The organism is Mycobacterium appelbergii, assembly GCF_032883035.1.
GTDB classification, from domain to species: Bacteria; Actinomycetota; Actinomycetes; order Mycobacteriales; family Mycobacteriaceae; genus Mycobacterium; species Mycobacterium appelbergii.
Window position 1 is genome coordinate 76548 of sequence record NZ_JAMQTH010000005.1, and the last position, 12931, is coordinate 89478.

Below are 12931 nucleotides of genomic sequence, written 5' to 3' on the forward strand. Positions count from 1 at the left end.
CCGCGAGACAGGTCAGGAGAAATCCACGCTGAAGTACTGCGTTTCCTGGAACTCGTGCAGACCCTCACGGGCGCCTTCACGCCCCAGGCCGCTCTGCTTCATTCCGCCGAACGGCGCCGACGGGTCGGACACCACGCCGCGGTTGATGCCCACCATGCCTGCGTCCAACGACTCACCGAGTCGCAGTGCATCCTGCAGGCGGCCCGCGTAAACATAAGCGGCCAGGCCATATTCGGTGCCATTCGCCCAGCGCAGTAAGTCGTCCTCGTTTTCCCACACCACCACGGGGGCAACCGGCCCGAAGATTTCCTCGGTGAGGATCGTCGCGTCGGGTGCTACCCCGGTCAGCAGCGTCGGCGCGACGTACCAACCTCCGGCCGGTGCCTGCGCCTGCGCGGCGATCACCGCACCCTCGTCGACCGCGGCCGTGATCGCAGCGGCCACCCGCTCGGCGGCGCGAGCGTTCACCAGCGGCCCGACCTGTGATCCCTCCTCGGATGCCGGCCCGACACGCAACGCCGCCACCTCGGCACCGAAGCCGGCGACAAACTCGTCCACCACCGAAGCGTGCACGTAGAACCGGTTCGCGGCGGTGCACGCCTGCCCGCCGCCGCGGAACTTGGCCACCATCGCACCTTGTACGGCAGCGGCGATGTCGGCGTCGGCGGTGACCACGAACGGTGCGTTGCCGCCAAGTTCCATGCTGGCGTTGACGATCCGGTCGGCGGCCTGCTTGAGCAGCACCCGCCCGATCCCGGTGGATCCGGTGAACGACACCTTGCGCACGCGCTCATCGCCCAGCCACTGCGACACCACCGCTGCGGCGTCGGTCGTCGGCACCACGTTGACCACACCGTCGGGCACGCCGGCGTCAGCGAGTATCCGGGCGATCGCCAACGCGGTCAACGGCGTCTCGGCGGCCGGTTTCAGCACGACGGAGCACCCCGCGGCGAGTGCGGGCGCGATCTTGCGGGTAGCCATGGCGGCCGGGAAGTTCCACGGTGTCACCAACGCGGCGACACCGACGGGTTTGTGCGTCACCAGCGTGCGGGTACCGCCGGCCGGGCTGACGCCGTAGCCACCGTCGGTGCGTACCGCTTCCTCGCTGAACCAGCGGAAGAACTCGGCGGCGTACACCACCTCGGCACGCGCGTCGGTCTGTGGTTTACCGTTTTCGGCGCAGATCAGCGCGACCAGCCGGTCGGCGCCTGCGATCATCAGATCGTAGGCACGGCGCAGGATCTCGCTGCGCTTGCGGGGCGCCATGGCCGCCCAGGCCGGGAATGCCCGGTGTGCAGCGTCCACCGCCGACTGCGCGTCGGTCGAGGTGCCGTCGGCCACCTCGGCGATCACCGTCAGCGTGGCCGGGTCGTGCACGTCGAATGTCGCTGCCGCCCCGTAGGCCTGGCCGTCCATGAGAATGCCGTGCTTGGGGTCGAGTTCGGCGATCAGATTCTGGGTGTTCATCGCAGTCCTAGGGGTAGAGCCCACGCAGTTGCGCGGCTTGGGCGACACGTTGGACCGCCAGGCAGGTGGCGGCGGTGCGCAGCGGCAGGTTCAGCGCAGCGGCATGCGCGGAAACCTCGTCCCACGCGGTGAGCATGCGTTCGGCAAGTCGCGACTCGACCTCGTCGGCGCGCCACCAGTAGGCCTGATTGGCCTGGACCCATTCGAAATACGACACGATGACACCACCGGCGTTGGCCAGGATGTCGGGCACCACGAGGCGTCCGGCGTCGTTGAGCACCAGATCGGCTTCCGGCGTGGTCGGGCCGTTGGCGCCCTCGACCACCACCCTGGCGCGGATGCGGGGCGCGTTACCGGCGTGAATGACGCCTTCGACCGCCGCGGGAACCAGCAGGTCGACATCGCTCTCCAACACATCGTCATGGGACATTTCGACACCGCCGGTGAACTTGACCACCGATCCCGTGTCATCCACGTGCTGTTCCAGTGCGGCGATATCCAGGCCGCGGGCATCACCGACGGCACCGTACTGATCGGACACCGCGATGACGCGTACGCCCTCGTCGTGCAGGAAACGGGCGGCGTGCCGGCCCACCTTGCCGAAACCCTGTACCGCAGCGGTTGATCCGTCGGCAGTGATACCGACCGAACGCATCGCGGCGAGTGCCACATGTACCACGCCCCGTGAGGTCGCGGTGGCCCGGCCGAGTGAACCCCCGAGAGAAACGGGTTTACCCGTGGTGACGCCCAGCACGGTGTGGCCCTTCTGCACCGAGTAGGTGTCCATCATCCAGGCCATGGTGTTCTCGTCGGTGCCGATGTCGGGGGCCGGGATGTCGTGACCGGGCCCGATCATGGGGCTGATCTCGCTGGTGTAGCGCCGGGTGACGCGTTCCAGCTCGGCGGTGCTGTACTGACGGGGGTCGATGCGGACACCGCCCTTGGCGCCCCCGTAGGGCACATCGAGCAGGGCGCACTTCCAGGTCATCCACATGGCCAGCGCGCGGACTTCGTCGAGGGTGACGTCGGGCGAGTAACGGAGTCCGCCCTTGGCCGGACCACGGGACAGGTTGTGCTGCACACGATGTCCGATGAACAGCTCGATGTCACCGTTGTCGCGGCGCAGCGGAATGCTGACCGTGAGTTCGCGACGCGGGGTGGCCAGCACGTTGTACACGCCGTCGTCGTAGCCCAGGATCGTGGCGGCCTCGCGCAACTGTGAACGCGCGTCGTCGAGCGGGCCCGGGGTCACCCCGGCCTCAGAGACCTCGGAGGTGATGCTCATTCGATCTCCTGGAAAACGGCGGCCAGGATGTCCAGGCCCTCGGCGAGTAGGTGGTCGGGCATCGTCAGCGGCGGCAGGAAACGCAATACGTTTCCGTACGTACCGCAGGTCAGCACCACGAGCCCGTGGGCGTGCGCGGCGGCGGCGATGCGTTTGGTCACGTCGGCATCCGGTTCCACGGTGCCCGGCTTGACCAGTTCGACGGCGATCATCGCGCCCCGGCCCCGCACCTCGCCGATGCGCGGATCGCCTGCGGCCATCGCAGTGAGCCGGCCGGTCATGGTGTCGCCGATGTGGCGGGCACGGGCGACGAGTTGGTCGCGCTCGATGGTTTCGATGACCGCGATCGCGGCCGCACACGCCAACGGGTTTCCACCGTAGGTGCCGCCGAGCCCGCCGACGTGTGGCGAGTCCATGATCTCGGCGCGGCCCGTGACCGCCGACAGCGGCAGGCCACCGGCGATGCCCTTGGCCGTGACGATGAGATCGGGCACCACGTCGTCGTGTTCGCACGCGAACATCGCCCCGGTGCGGGCAAATCCGGTCTGCACCTCGTCGGCGACGAACACGGCGCCTGCCTCGGTGCACCAGTTCTGCAGCGCGCGCAGGAAGCCCGGCGCAGGGACTATGAAGCCGCCCTCGCCGTGGATCGGCTCGATCACCACCGCGGCGACGTTGTCGGAGCCGACCTGCTTGTCGATGAGGTCGACGGCTCGACGCGCCGCCTCGGCTCCGTCAATCTCGCCGTCGTGCAACGGGAACGACGTCGGGACCCGGTACACCTCGCCGGCGAACGGTCCGAACCCGTGCTTGTAGGGCCGGTTCTTGGCAGTCATCGCCATCGTCAGGTTGGTACGGCCGTGGTAAGCGTGGTCGAAGACCACGACAGCCTGCCTGCGCGTATGAGCCCGGGCGATCTTGACGGCGTTCTCCACTGCTTCGGCACCGGAGTTGAACAGCACCGTGCGCTTGTCGTGGTCTCCCGGTGTGAGCCGATTGAGTTCTTCTGCCACCCGGAGGTAGCCCTCGTAGGGCGTGACCATGAAACAGGTGTGGGTGAACGCGGAAACCTGCTGCGTCACCGCATCGACCACGGCAGGTGCACTGTTGCCGACGGTGGTCACCGCGATTCCCGAACCGAAATCGATGAGCTGGTTGCCGTCCACGTCGGCCAGGACGCCACCGCCCGCGGCCACCACGTAGACCGGCAGGGTGGTGCCCACCCCACGGGCGACCGCGGTCTCCTTGCGCGACTGCAGTTGCTTCGACAGCGGGCCGGGGATGGTGGTGACCAGCCGACGTTCCTGCGTGATCTCCAGCCCGGCCAGTTCGGTCGTGGTCACGTGATCCTCCTCCTGCGGTGCGGTGTCGCTGGTTCACGCTAGGGGTGTGGCGGACACCACTGAAGGTCTGTTTTGCACAATCACCGAAGCTGAGACTGTGCAAAACTGTCCTGGTGGTGACTGTCGGTTCCGTCCTCGCCGCGCCCGGACTCGGGCTGCGCAGCCTGCACATCTGCCGCGCCGAGGCCGATGTCCGGTGGGTCGCCACCAGTGAGCTGGCCGACCCGGCGCCGTTCCTTGAGGGCGGCGAGATCCTGCTGACCACCGGTATCGAAACCCGGCAGTGGCGCCACGAGTGGGACGAGTACGTGCACCGACTGGCGGAGGCGCACGTCGCCGCGGTGGGAATGGGTGCAGGCCTGACCCATGCGAAGACACCCGCGGGCCTGGTCAACGCGTGCCGCAAGCACGGGGTCAACGTGTTCGAGGTGCCCCGGCGCACTGCGTTCGTCGCCATCAGCCGCCATACCGCTCAACTGCTCGAGGAGCAGGAGTCCACCGACGCGCGGGAAGCGCTGAAGGTGCAGCGACGGCTGATCGCGGCGGCGGCGAAGCCCGATCCGACGGTCGCCGTGGTGTCGACGTTGGCGCAGGCCGTCAACGGCGCGGCGTGTCTGATGTCACCGGACGGTCGGGTGACCGTGGGGCCGGTCGGGCCGCGCCGTGCAGATTTTCCGCTCGACGAGGTCGCCGTGGACGTCGTCCGGTTACAGGCACACGGGCGCCGGTCCGCCTCGGTGCAGTCACGCCCGACCGCGTCGGTATCGGTACACCCCATCGGATTACGCGGCAGGCCATCGACCTACCTGGCGGTGCTGGGGCCGACGCGACTGTCCGACGGGCAGCGTCACGCCGTTACCACCGCGGTGGCGGTCCTGGGCCTGGTCGACGAACAGGACCGTAGCCGGGCCAGGACTCGTCGTCATCTGCGGGCACGTGCGATCGAGCTACTCATCGGAAACGATGCCGAGACAGCACAACTGGTGCTTGACGTGGACCTGCCGACTTCGGTGCTACCGCCACGGTTCCGGATTCTGCGGGCGGCCGGGGAGGAATCCCAGGTGGACGACGCCCTGACCGGGCTCGAGCATCGCGGCGTCCTGGCCGGGAACCTGTCCGGTGAGCTGTGTGCCGTACTGGAACTCAGGCGGGCCCAGGGCGTCGGCGCCGCGTTGGCCGATGCCGGGCTGCTGGTGGGCGTCGGCGATGTGGTGCCTGCTGGTGACGGCGCAGGCGGGCATCGCACCGCCGGGCTGGCCCTGGACCAGGCCACCACGACGTCGGGTCCGGTGTTCTGGGACCGGGTCATCGGCGACGGGCCGCTGGGCCTGATCGACCCGCAACGGGCGAGCGCGTTCGCCGAATCATGGTTGCGCAACCTCGATTCCGAGCAGCTGGACACGCTGCACTGCTTCCTGCGGCATCACGGCTCCAGGCTCAAGGTCGCCGAAGAACTCGGCCTGCACCGTAATACCGTGCGCAACCGGCTGGACTCGATCGAGGCGGTGCTGCCAGGGCAACTCGATGATCCGCAGACCCGGGTCAGCGCCTGGATCGCGCTGCAGTCACTGCGCGCCCGGTGACCTCAGCCTTTGAAGTAGACGATCTGATGACTGCTCGCCAACAACGTGCTGTGGCGGCCCCACAGGTGGGCGGTCTGGTCGAAATAGCCGCGTGAGAAGCGTTGCGCCCGCGCTGTTGCCAGGACAAAATCGTCGCCTTGGGCAGCCAGTTCGGCGTCGTCGGCGTGGAAGTACACGGTGATCGACACCGTGCCGGCGGGCACGAACTGCCCTCGCCGAAGAAACACCCGCGGATAGAAGATGTCCCCCATGGCGGTCAGGGCCGGGAAATCCATCGGCCGCGGCGGGTCGTTGCGCACCCACAGCGTCGTCGTCGAGGACTCGTCGGGGCCGCCATCGGTGTCCGGCATCGCGCCGTCGACGAACCGCAGGTCGTAATTGTCGAACCACACCACGCCGAACGGCGAATCGGATCGCTCGATCTCCTCGGGCGGCAGCGCCGGCGGAGGCCCGATCTCGGTATCCGCCCAGGTGTCACGCCGCAGTCCGAACACCGCCGTGGCCGTGGTGGTGACCGCACCGTCCTGGCTCAACTCGACGATCCAGTGCTGATTGGAGCGGTTGGTCTTCACTGCCCTCGTCGCGATCTCGAATTCCCCGTCGACGATCGGGGCCAGATAGTTCACCGTGAGCGCGATGGGTTGTCCGTGACAGTCCGGTTGCTGCGCAATGGCACGCACGATGGTGGCCGCGGTGATGCCACCGAAAGGACCGACCATGTTCGCCCACTCGGGCAGCGTCCGGCCCCGCAGGCGTCCGTCTCCGGCCGGTTCGAGGTCGAGTGCCTTGTCGAAGAAATTCACCAGGTCAGCGTACGCAAGCCTACGAGTAGTTCGGCCGGCCCAGTCCCAGGGCGTGCTGGGCGATCATGTTGCGGAACACCTCGAGCGTGCCGCCGTAGATGCCGGTCGGCCCTGCCAGCCGGAAGATGTACTCGACACCATCGGTCAGTGCACCGGCCGAACCGAGAATGTCCATCAGATCCGGTGACACGTCGCGCATGGTCTGCGCGATGGCGACCCGTCCGAACATTTCGGGTGTGCTCATCGCCGCTTCCATTCGCGCGACGCCACGTCCCAGTCTGTAGCGCACCGCATCCTCGTCGCCCGCCGCCGTGGCAACCCGGTCCGCCGCCTCGGCCATCAACGTGATGTGCTCGGTCATCGTGGCGATCTTCTGCAGCCCGGCGTCGTCCCGCTCGACGGTGCCGTGTTCGACGTCGAGCGCGCCGCGCAGCACCGCCCATCCCCCGTTGATCTCACCCACGCGGTACCGGTCGCTGACCCGGACATCGCTGTAATAGGTGATATTGGTGCGGTCGCCGTCGACGGTGCGGATGCCCTGGATCTCCACTCCGGCTGAGCCCAGCGGCACCAGGAACATCGTCAGACTCTTGTGTTTGGGGGCGGCGGGGTCGGTGTTGGTGACCAGGAAGACATACTGGGCGTTGTGGGCGTTTGACGTGAACATCTTGGACCCGTTGATAACCCAGCTCGATCCATCCGCCTCCCGCACGGCGCGGGTCTTGCACGTCGCGACATCCGACCCACCCTCGGGTTCGGTGTAACCCAGGCACAGCCGCAACCGACCGGCCAGCACACCAGGCAGTATCTCCTCGATCAGCTCGGTGGAGCCGAACTGCTCAACTGTGTGTGCCACCATCGCCGTGGTGCCCCAGTGAAACCACGGGGTGTGGGCCCGGCCGATCTCCAGTTCCCAGATGCGCCTGCGCAGCGGGCTGAATCCGCCGTCCGCCTCCGTGCGGTAGTCGTCGGCCAGATACCCCGCCTCGCCGAGTGCGAGATGCACGGTCTCGTCGAAGTTTTCACCGGTCTCCCGGTCACGCCGTAGCACCTCGTCAGTCACCACACCGGCGAGAAAGGCACGCAGCCCGGCACGAAACGCCTCGTCGTCTGCCGACAACTCGACGCGGGAGAAATCCATGTCAACACCGTGACATTTTCGACTTGATATGTAAAGCATGGCGCCGGCGGGACCGGGGCCTGGGACGCATGTTATGTTAATGACAATCATTTTCAATAAGGAGGTGCCCATGCCCGACCTGGTCAATCCCGGTGGGATCGCGCGCTCACCCGCCCTGCCGAAGGCTTCGGTCGAGCAGGTCGACGCGCTCAAGGCCGTGGTGCGGACAACGCTCGGACTGACGATCGACACGACGGTGCTGGTACAGCAGCTGGCCTGCGCCGAGCCGGACTGTCCACCGGTGGAAACCGTCATCGCGGTCCTCTCCAGCCGCAGAACCACCTGGAAACTCGCCAGACCCACTGCCGACATCGCTGTCGCGGACCTGCGACGCGTCATCACCGAGCACCCGGAAGGACATGACCATGCCGACCACCACTGACGAGCGGGTACCCGTCACCGTCATCACCGGGTTCCTCGGATCGGGCAAGACCACACTGGTCAACCGAATCCTCACCGAGCAGCACGGCAGGCGGATCGCCGTGATCGAGAACGAGTTCGGCGAAGTCGGAATCGATGACGCCCTCGTGCTCGATGCCGAGGAAGAGATCTTCGAGATGAACAACGGCTGCATCTGCTGCACCGTGCGCGGCGATCTCATCCGCATTCTCGGTGCGTTGATGCGGCGCCGGGACCGCTTCGACCACATCCTCATCGAGACCACCGGGCTCGCCGATCCCGCACCCGTCGCACAAACCTTCTTTGTCGACGATGAGATCCGGGGCCGGCTGCGACTCGACGCGATCGTGACATTGGTCGACGCCGCCCACGTGCTCGACCACCTCGATGAGGTCAAACCCGCCGAGGTCGAGAACGAGGCCGTCGAGCAGGTGGCCTTCGCCGACCGGATGATCCTGAACAAGGTCGATCTGGTGAGCGCCGATCACCTTGCGGCCGTGGAGTCTCGGCTACGCGGAATCAACGGTGGCGCCGACATCGTGCACGCGCAGAACGCCAAGGTGGACCTGGACCGGATCCTCGACGTCGGGGCGTTTGATCTGCAGCGCGTGCTCACTGACGATCCGGCGTTCCTGGAGGAAGGCGATCACCAACACGACCAGACCGTGACGTCGGTGGGTATCCGGATCGACGGCGAGGTCGATGTCGAAAAGCTCAACGCGTGGCTCGGAGAGCTGTTGTCCACCAAGGGAGTTGACATCTTCCGGAGCAAAGGCATTCTCGCTCTGGCCGACCAGGGACGGCAGTACGTCTTCCAGGGCGTGCACATGCTGTTCGACGGCACGGAGGGAAGGCCGTGGCGCGACGGGGAATCCCGCACCAACCGGCTGGTCTTCATCGGCCGCAACCTGGATCGTGACGAGCTCGAATCGGGTTTTCAGGCCTGTCTGGTGGCGTCGTGAGTCCGGCGGTGCTCGCGGGTGACACCTGGCGCATCAGCGTCGATGACGCGGTATCGGCGCTCGCCGCGTCGCCACAAGGACCGATCGCGGTTGCCGGCGCGGAAGGTTCGGTGACGATTCTGGCGCCAGACGGGATTGTCGAGTCCCGGCGCGACATCTCGCTCGGCTGCCTGACGGTGGCGTGGTCGCGGTCCGGTGACCGCCTCGCGGTCGGATCGGTGCACGGCGTGGACATTCTCGATACCTCCGGTGCCGTCATCGGAGGACGTCACGGCGGCTGGTGCTCGTCGGTGGCCTGGAGCCCGGACGGTTCGCGCCTGGCCGCCGGGGTGGGCCGCAGCACCGTTGTCCTCGACGAAGATGGCACAGAACTGTTCAGCGCCGAGCGGTCGAGCACCGTGACCGGTGTCGCGTGGATCGGCCGTCGGGTCGCAGGCGCGGCCTACGGCGGCGTACACATCCACCCGGTTGCCCGCGGCTCCGCGCCCGACGTGCTGCCCTTCACGGGTTCGCTGCTGACGCTTGCGATCAGCCCCGATCGGCGTTGGGTTGCCAGCGGCAACCAGGATGCGACCCTCCATATCTGGCGGACCGGACGACGCGGTGACGAGCTCGCCATGTCCGGATACCCGACGAAGATCACCGCGCTGGGCTACTCGCCCGATTCGGCGCTCCTGGCGTCCGGAGGTGGCGACGACGTCACGGTCTGGGATTTCACGGGCCGAGGTCCGCGCGGCAGTACACCGCGGATACTGCGTGGTCACGACGCCACGGTTACGGCACTCGTGTGGTCGACCGACGGCACGATGGTCACCGCGGCATCCGACGACGGCCGGGCCGCGGTGTGGTCGATACGCTCAGCGGTGCCCGGCTTCCCGTTGCGGCCCGTGGATTCGTTGAGCCGGGAATCCCCTGCGACCGCCGTGGGCTGGGACGCCGCGGGTCGACTGCTCGCCGGTTGGGCTGACGCGACCGTGGCGGCACACGTGGTGGGCGGGGGCTGAGATGGCGGAGCGCGCCGCCGGTTTCACAGCTGTGGTCTGCAACGCCTGCACGACCACAGAGCCCGGCCTGTCGGTGCTCGACGCGCTGCGCGCTGCGGTCCGGCGTTGCGCCCACGGCATGCTGATTTCCTCCGGGTGTCTACTGGACCAGGTCAGCTGCGCCGGGCGCACCGATGGCGTGATGGTGCTGGTGCAGCCGTGCGCCGCCGATCGCACGCCCGCGGGCTCCGCAGTGTTGTTCGGGCCGATCGACCACGCTGAAGCAGCCGCACACCTGCACGAATGGCTGATACGCCGGCAGTGGGCGGTTCCCCTGCCCGGGCGGTGGCCAGCCACCGGCAATATGGGTAAACTCCGGGTCGCCGTGGTGAACGGGAAGCCGGTCTGACGCCGGCGCGGCCCTCGCCACTGTAGCCGTTGAGCACGACACCCCTCGCGTAACAGCGAAAACTGTTGCGGGCCACTGGGAAACCGGGAAGGCCTGGGTGCCCGTGTGATGACGCGGAAGCCAGGAGACCGGCCACGGCACGCTATGTCCACGAGGGTTTGGAGTAAGCATGACGCACGATGCTGCCTTGATGCAGCCCTGGACTCGTCGTCGGTTCTTCGGAGCCGTCGCGGGGATCGGCGGGGCGTTCGCGCTGAGTGCGTGCGCACCGACCGAGCGACAATCCTCGGTGTTCACCGCGCTGTACGAGGGAGCCGGCTCGTCGGAGGTCATCGACCCGGGCGTCGGAACCATGTTCATCGACGAGGCCCGCGTCAAACACCTCTACGACGGACTGTTCGAAGTCGATTCGACCATGACACCCGTCCCGCGGCTGGCCGAGGCCGCCGAACCCGACAAGGACGGCACCCGGTGGCGGATCACCCTGCGGGAAGCCGACTGGCATGACGGCAGCCCACTGACCGCTGACGACGTGCTGTACACCCTCGCACGCATCCTCGGCCCGCAGGACGGCGCATCGCCATTTGTCGCGGCATCCACCCTGGGACAGATCGACTTGCGCGCCTCGCGCGCGGTCGACCCGCGCACTGTCGAAATCGCGCTCTCCACTGCGTCGTTTGATCTTCCGACGTTACTTGCCTCGTACGGCACGCGAATCGTGAAGGACGGCACACAGGATTTCTCCCGTCCGGTGGGGACCGCGGCGTATCGCTTCCAAGCCTTCACCCCGGGACGCGAGTTCGTCGCCACCCGCCATGACCGCTACTGGGGCGAGCCCCCTACCATCGAAGAGCTACGCATCCTCAGCGCCGGCGCCGAGGCCAGGCTGTCGGCTCTGCGTGGCGCACAGGCCGATTTCGTCGACAATCTCTCACCTGGTGCCCTGCGAACGCTCGAGGGCAGCAACGACATCACCGTGCACAGCGCCCCCAACTCCGGGATCCTGTACTTCGCCATGAAGACCGATCAGGCACCGTTCGACAACCCCGACGTGCGCCGCGCGATGATGCATCTGGTCGACCGGGAGCAACTGGTGACGGTGGCACTGGAGGGTGCGGGCGAGGTCTCCGACGACGTCTTCGGGCGCGGATACCGCTACTACGCAGACGATCTCGAACCACACCGGCACGATCCGGGCCGGGTACGCGACCTGCTGCGCCGAGCCGGCCACTCCGATCTGAACTTCGAGCTGTTCGTCGCACCGGTGTCACACGGCTTCGTCGAGGCCGCCGAACTGTTCCGGAAACAAGCCGCCGCCGCCGGCGTCACGGTGCGGGTCAGCATCGGTTCCAAGGACACCTACTACACCGAGGCACTTCACCGTGGCGATATGACGATGGGCCAGTCCGGACCACTGCCGATCCCCTACCACTTCGGATCCCGGCTACTGAGCGATGCGCCGAAGAGCTTCACCCGTTGGGCCGACGCTGAATTCGACGATCTGTATCGCCGGGCACAGACCGCTCCCACCGAGGAGCAGCGCGTCCGTATCTATCACACGATGCACGAGATCCTGCATGACCGTGGCGGTTTCATATTCTGGGCGACCACACCCTGGCACACAGCGCATCGGTCCAACTGGCGGAACACACCGACCGGTGTGCCGAATTCCCTGGAATGGGCACGTTTCGACAATATCTCGACGAACGAGGAGTGAGCATGACGTTATCGCTGGAGGCGGCGCAGCACTGGCTGGAACGCTGGGACCGGCAGCAGGAGTACTACATGCCGGATCGGGAGGAACGCTTCGATGTGGTCATCGACATCGTCGAGGAAGTCGTTCGGCGTCCCGATCCGCTCGTGGTCGACCTCGGGATCGGTCCGGGGTCGCTGGCGCACCGGTTGGTTGAACGCATCCCAGCCGCCCGGGTGGTGGGGATCGACGCCGACCCCCTGCTGATGAAGCTCGGGACCGCGGGCCGTCCCGATGCGCGGATTCGCACGGTGCTGGGCGACCTGCGCGAACCCGGCTGGTTCGACTCACTCGGTCTGGACCGGGCACCGGACGCCTATGTCAGTTCCACGGCGTTGCACTGGATCAACCGGTCCCCCTTGCGTGATCTGTTGCACCGCTGTGGCGCCACCATCGCACCGGGTGGGGTGTTCGTCGATGCCGACCACCTGTACGAGGGCCCCGACGGGGCGACTCTCGACGAGGTCGCACGGGCACTGACCACGCGGCGCGCGGCCCGGCGGGCAAGCCGCGGCGAGGAGGACTGGAGCCAGTGGTGGTCGGCGGTGGAGGCCGCCCCGGAACTGGCCGACCTGGTCCGCGAGCGGGCGGGCGGATTCGCCCACGTCATCGATGACCGGCCCACAGTCCACGACTATCTGAACTTCCTGCGATCCGGCGGCTTCCGGGAGTCAGGCATCCTGTGGCAGATGGGAGATGACCGGGTCATCGCCGGCCTCGCCTAGACCATGAGCTGGTGGCCTGGGTGGTGTCGATTCGCGGCG

At 67.3% G+C, this 12931-nt stretch carries 12 protein-coding genes and 1 riboswitch; of the genes, 7 read left to right on the plus strand and 5 right to left on the minus strand.

The genetic code is table 11. The annotated features are described in order from the left end of the window. Positions 1-12: 12 nt before the first annotated feature. From M1247_RS12825 to gabT, 3 genes are read right to left on the minus strand one after another with little or no spacing between them, the layout of a single operon-like run. Positions 13-1467, minus strand: a complete 1455-nt coding sequence (locus tag M1247_RS12825; protein WP_317156720.1) for an NAD-dependent succinate-semialdehyde dehydrogenase — start codon at positions 1465-1467, stop codon at positions 13-15. 7 nt (positions 1468-1474) lie between these two features. Further along, positions 1475-2752: a Glu/Leu/Phe/Val family dehydrogenase gene (locus M1247_RS12830; RefSeq protein ID WP_317156721.1), complete on the minus strand. Its 1278-nt coding sequence runs from the start codon at positions 2750-2752 to the stop codon at positions 1475-1477. Beyond that, positions 2749-4095, minus strand: a complete 1347-nt coding sequence (gene gabT, locus M1247_RS12835; protein ID WP_317156722.1) for a 4-aminobutyrate--2-oxoglutarate transaminase — start codon at positions 4093-4095, stop codon at positions 2749-2751. Before gabT ends, M1247_RS12830 begins: the two co-directional genes overlap by 4 nt. 116 nt (positions 4096-4211) lie before the next feature. On the opposite strand from gabT, the gene M1247_RS12840 reads away from it, so the two are divergent. Next, positions 4212-5678, plus strand: a complete 1467-nt coding sequence (locus M1247_RS12840) for a PucR family transcriptional regulator (RefSeq protein WP_317156723.1) — start codon at positions 4212-4214, stop codon at positions 5676-5678. 2 nt (positions 5679-5680) lie between these two features. Here the strand turns inward: M1247_RS12840 and M1247_RS12845 are convergent, their stop codons facing one another. Together M1247_RS12845 and M1247_RS12850 are read right to left on the minus strand one after the other, a co-directional pair. Further along, positions 5681-6481, minus strand: coding sequence for an acyl-CoA thioesterase (locus M1247_RS12845; protein ID WP_317156724.1), 801 nt, complete (start codon positions 6479-6481; stop codon positions 5681-5683). A 19-nt stretch (positions 6482-6500) separates the two neighbouring features. After that, positions 6501-7622, minus strand: a complete 1122-nt coding sequence (locus tag M1247_RS12850; protein WP_317156725.1) for an acyl-CoA dehydrogenase family protein — start codon at positions 7620-7622, stop codon at positions 6501-6503. Between the two features lie 109 nt (positions 7623-7731). On the opposite strand from M1247_RS12850, the gene M1247_RS12855 reads away from it, so the two are divergent. The 6 genes from M1247_RS12855 (at position 7732) to M1247_RS12875 (ending at position 12892) form a co-directional block, all read left to right on the plus strand. Further along, the gene (locus M1247_RS12855; RefSeq protein ID WP_317156726.1) at positions 7732-8043 is read left to right on the plus strand and encodes a hypothetical protein; all 312 of its coding nucleotides are present in this window, start codon (positions 7732-7734) and stop codon (positions 8041-8043) included. Beyond that, positions 8027-9022: a CobW family GTP-binding protein gene (locus M1247_RS12860; protein WP_317156727.1), complete on the plus strand. Its 996-nt coding sequence runs from the start codon at positions 8027-8029 to the stop codon at positions 9020-9022. Before M1247_RS12855 ends, M1247_RS12860 begins: the two co-directional genes overlap by 17 nt. Next, positions 9019-10026 carry a WD40 repeat domain-containing protein gene (locus M1247_RS12865; protein ID WP_317156728.1) on the plus strand — a complete coding sequence of 336 codons (1008 nt, stop codon included), beginning with the start codon at positions 9019-9021 and terminating at the stop codon, positions 10024-10026. Before M1247_RS12860 ends, M1247_RS12865 begins: the two co-directional genes overlap by 4 nt. Position 10027: 1 nt before the next feature. After that, the gene (locus M1247_RS36525; RefSeq protein ID WP_458695221.1) at positions 10028-10414 is read left to right on the plus strand and encodes a hypothetical protein; all 387 of its coding nucleotides are present in this window, start codon (positions 10028-10030) and stop codon (positions 10412-10414) included. Beyond that, positions 10375-10565, plus strand: a riboswitch (cobalamin riboswitch). It overlaps the preceding gene by 40 nt. Positions 10566-10583: 18 nt before the next feature. After that, entirely contained in the window at positions 10584-12131 is a 1548-nt protein-coding gene (locus tag M1247_RS12870) for an ABC transporter substrate-binding protein (protein WP_317156729.1), read from the plus strand. Between the two features lie 2 nt (positions 12132-12133). Further along, positions 12134-12892: a class I SAM-dependent methyltransferase gene (locus M1247_RS12875; protein ID WP_317156730.1), complete on the plus strand. Its 759-nt coding sequence runs from the start codon at positions 12134-12136 to the stop codon at positions 12890-12892. Positions 12893-12931 lie beyond the last annotated feature (39 nt).

Bases quoted from the DNA above. Each gene is read 5' to 3' on its own strand.
- M1247_RS12825 (WP_317156720.1), bottom strand. From the start codon at position 1,467: ATGAACACCCAGAATCTGATCGCCGAACTCGACCCCAAGCACGGCATT.
- M1247_RS12830 (WP_317156721.1), bottom strand. From the start codon at position 2,752: ATGAGCATCACCTCCGAGGTCTCTGAGGCCGGGGTGACCCCGGGCCCG.
- M1247_RS12850 (WP_317156725.1), bottom strand. From the start codon at position 7,622: ATGGATTTCTCCCGCGTCGAGTTGTCGGCAGACGACGAGGCGTTTCGT.
- M1247_RS12870 (WP_317156729.1), top strand. From the start codon at position 10,584: ATGACGCACGATGCTGCCTTGATGCAGCCCTGGACTCGTCGTCGGTTC.
- M1247_RS12855 (WP_317156726.1), top strand. From the start codon at position 7,732: ATGCCCGACCTGGTCAATCCCGGTGGGATCGCGCGCTCACCCGCCCTG.
- M1247_RS12875 (WP_317156730.1), top strand. From the start codon at position 12,134: ATGACGTTATCGCTGGAGGCGGCGCAGCACTGGCTGGAACGCTGGGAC.
- M1247_RS12860 (WP_317156727.1), top strand. From the start codon at position 8,027: ATGCCGACCACCACTGACGAGCGGGTACCCGTCACCGTCATCACCGGG.
- M1247_RS36525 (WP_458695221.1), top strand. From the start codon at position 10,028: ATGGCGGAGCGCGCCGCCGGTTTCACAGCTGTGGTCTGCAACGCCTGC.